This window comes from Hugenholtzia roseola DSM 9546 (assembly GCF_000422585.1).
GTDB classification, from domain to species: domain Bacteria; phylum Bacteroidota; class Bacteroidia; order Cytophagales; family Bernardetiaceae; genus Hugenholtzia; species Hugenholtzia roseola.
The window spans coordinates 1-1,856 of sequence record NZ_AUGI01000082.1 but is presented as its reverse complement, the minus strand read 5'-3'; the positions used below and the strand labels follow the sequence as shown (position 1 = coordinate 1,856).

Sequence of the window (1,856 nt, the reverse complement as noted above, 5' to 3'; positions counted from 1 at the left end):
TTCTCACCCCCTTTATCGTTACTCATTCCTACATTTGCTTTTCCAAAAGCTCCACCGCTTCTCACGAAACGACTTCAACGCCGTTGGAATGCTCCCCTACCACTCTTTCGAGTCCATTGCTTCGGTATAAAGTTTAATGCCCGATTATTATCGATGCCCGACCACTCGACCAGTGAGCTGTTACGCACTCTTTAAATGAATGGCTGCTTCCAAGCCAACATCCTGGCTGTCTCAGTAGTCAGACGACCTTTGGTCAACTTAACTTTAATTTAGGGACCTTAGCAGATGGTCTGGGTTCTTTCCCTCTCGGACCGTGACCTTAGCACCCCGGCCCTCACTCCCAGACATCATTTATGAGCATTCGGAGTTCATCAGGATTTGGTAGGCGGTGAAGCCCCCTAGTCCTATTGGTAGCTCTACCTCTCATAAATTAATCTGAGGCTGTTCCTAAAAACATTTCGGGGAGTACGAGCTATTTCCCAGTTTGATTAGCCTTTCACCCCTACCCACAACTCATCCGGAAACTTTTCAACGTTTATCGGTTCGGTCCTCCAGTTGGTGTTACCCAACCTTCAACCTGGTCATGGGTAGATCACTAGGTTTCGCGTCTACCCCTACTGACTATACGCCCTATTCAGACTCGCTTTCGCTCCGGCTGCGTGGCTGAACCACTTAACCTTGCCAGTAAAGGTAACTCGTAGGATCATTATGCAAAAGGCACGCCGTCACTACACGTAGTAGCTCCGACCGCTTGTAAGCGTACGGTTTCAGGTTCTTTTAACTCTCCTATTCGGAGTACTTTTCACCTTTCCCTCACGGTACTAGTTCACTATCGGTCTCTAAGGAGTATTTAGCCTTGGCGGATGGTGCCGCCGGGTTCAGAGGGGATTTCACCGGTCCCCACTTACTCAGGATACTGTTAGATGCTTTACTCATACTTGTACAGGGCTATCACCTTCTATGGCTGCACTTTCCAGAGCATTCTAATTCGATTCAGCATCACGTTACAGTCCTACAACCCCGAATTTGCCGAAACAATTTCGGTTTGGGCTCTTCCGCGTTCGCTCGCCACTACTTGCGGAATCATTGTTATTTTCTCTTCCTACAGGTACTTAGATGTTTCAGTTCCCTGCGTTCGCCTCCTTTCGGATACCCTTGCGGGTGGGTTTCCCCATTCGGAAATCTACGGATCAACGCCTGCGTGCGGCTTCCCGTAGCTTATCGCAGCTTACCACGTCCTTCATCGCCTCTTAGAGCCTAGGCATCCCCCGTACGCTCTTGCTTACTTTCATGATGTTTTCGCGCAATGATGAACTTATTTACCTTCCTTCTGTCAAAGAACATTTGCTTGGATAGGGCTTTTAAAAGGACTCCTTGTAAGTTCGCAAGGCTTTTAAAAGACTATCTTGAGCAGTGTGGTTTTGCTTTTTGTAAAGAAAAACCTATTGGGAGTACACTTGACACGTTTGTCAAGGACTGTTTGATGTCTATCTGATGACGATTTTGTCATGCATAAAGAGTGGAGAATATCGGAGTCGAACCGATGACCTCCTGCTTGCAAAGCAGGCGCTCTAGCCAGCTGAGCTAATTCCCCTTGGGAAAGGAACTGGCTCGGAGATATTGCCGTTGAAAAGGCTTTATCTCTTGACAGGTTAGAACTGAGTAGGTCTGCGCAGAGTCGAACTGCGGACCTCTACATTATCAGTGTAGCGCTCTAACCATCTGAGCTACAGACCTCTTTGTAGTTCCTTCTTGAATCAAGATAAAGATGTCAAAGAAATACGTTTGATGTATTTGAATGCAGGGGAAGGACAATCACAGACTCGGTAACTTAACAAGCTCCAGAAAGGAGGTGT

General features: G+C 47.3%; 2 tRNA genes and 1 rRNA gene. All 3 read right to left on the bottom strand.

Going from position 1 to position 1,856, the window contains the following annotated elements:
• Nucleotides 1-1,292: ribosomal RNA gene (locus G500_RS0108205) — 23S ribosomal RNA — on the bottom strand; the annotation flags it as partial.
• A 228-nt stretch (nucleotides 1,293-1,520) separates the two neighbouring features.
• Nucleotides 1,521-1,594, bottom strand: a tRNA-Ala gene (locus G500_RS0108200).
• A 69-nt stretch (nucleotides 1,595-1,663) separates the two neighbouring features.
• Nucleotides 1,664-1,737: transfer RNA gene (locus G500_RS0108195), tRNA-Ile, on the bottom strand.
• Between the last annotated feature and the right edge of the window lie 119 nt (nucleotides 1,738-1,856).